Raw genomic sequence first — 1,101 nt, 5'->3', positions numbered from 1 at the left:
GCAGACCCGCGAGAGCGACATGAGCATGTCCGTCCAGTGCCGCGGCTGCGGCCTGGAGTACGCCGGAGCCCGCGGCCCCGCCGGACTGCTCGCCCGCCCCGACGCCCTGCTCCGCGGCCGCTACCTGCGGATGCTCGCCGAGGTGCCGCGCTTCCACCGCCGCGCCCGCCGGCTGCTCGCCGACCCCGGCGCCGGCGACCCCTCGCTGCGCCGCTTCCTCGACGAGGGCGGCTTCTCCCGGTACTTCACCAGCCACTTCATGACCCCGGTGGTCGCCGCCGTCTGGTCCTGCGCCCCCGACCTGGCCGGCGACTACCCGGCCCGCTACCTCTTCGCCTTCCTGGAGAACCACGGCATGCTCGGCGTCACCGGCTCGCCGACCTGGCGCACCGTGGTCGGCGGCTCCCGCACCTACGTCGAGCGGATCGCCGAACGCCTCACCGCCGTCCACCGCTCCGCCCCCGTCACCGCGGTGCACCGCCACCACGACGGCGTGGAGATCACCACCGCGGACGGCCGCCGCACCGCCGCCGACGCCGTCGTGGTCGCCACCCACGCCGACCAGGCGCTCGCCCTGCTCGCCCGCCCGACCCGCGCCGAACGCGAGGTGCTCGGCGCCTTCCGCTACTCCCGCAACCCCACCGTGCTGCACCGCGACGCCTCCCGGCTGCCCCGCGCCGCCTGGGCCCGCGCCTCCTGGAACTACCGGATGGCCGACTGCGGCGGCAGCGCCGAGAGCGTCCAGGTCAGCTACCACCTCAACCGGCTGCTCGGCCTCGACACCGCCGAGGACTACCTGGTGACGCTCAACGCAGACCGGCACGACCCGCCCGCCGAGGAGGACGTCGTCTCCCGCACCGTCTACGAGCACCCCGTCTACACCGCCGAGACGATCGCCGCCCAGCGCCGGCTGCCCGAACTCACCACCGGACGCACCGCCTTCGCCGGCGCCCACCACGGCTGGGGCTTCCACGAGGACGGCTGCCGCTCCGGTGTGCAGGCCGCGCACGCCCTGCTCGGCCTGCCCGCCGAGGACGGCGCCGCCGCCCGGTCCGGACTACCGGCGGGTGTCCGATGACCGCCGCGGCCGCCACCGCCGAC

Annotated in this window: 1 protein-coding gene; it reads left to right on the top strand. The window is 76.2% G+C overall.

What is annotated here, in order from left to right:
• On the top strand, window positions 1-1,078 hold a 1,078-nt coding region (locus ABZ641_RS38940; protein WP_359989440.1), incomplete at its 5' end, for an FAD-dependent oxidoreductase.
• Window positions 1,079-1,101 lie beyond the last annotated feature (23 nt).

The organism is Kitasatospora sp. NPDC007106 (assembly GCF_040634455.1).
Taxonomy (GTDB): Bacteria; Actinomycetota; Actinomycetes; order Streptomycetales; family Streptomycetaceae; genus Kitasatospora; species Kitasatospora arboriphila.
The sequence above is the reverse complement of the archived record's forward strand: the minus strand, read 5'-3'. Positions and strand labels throughout refer to the sequence as shown.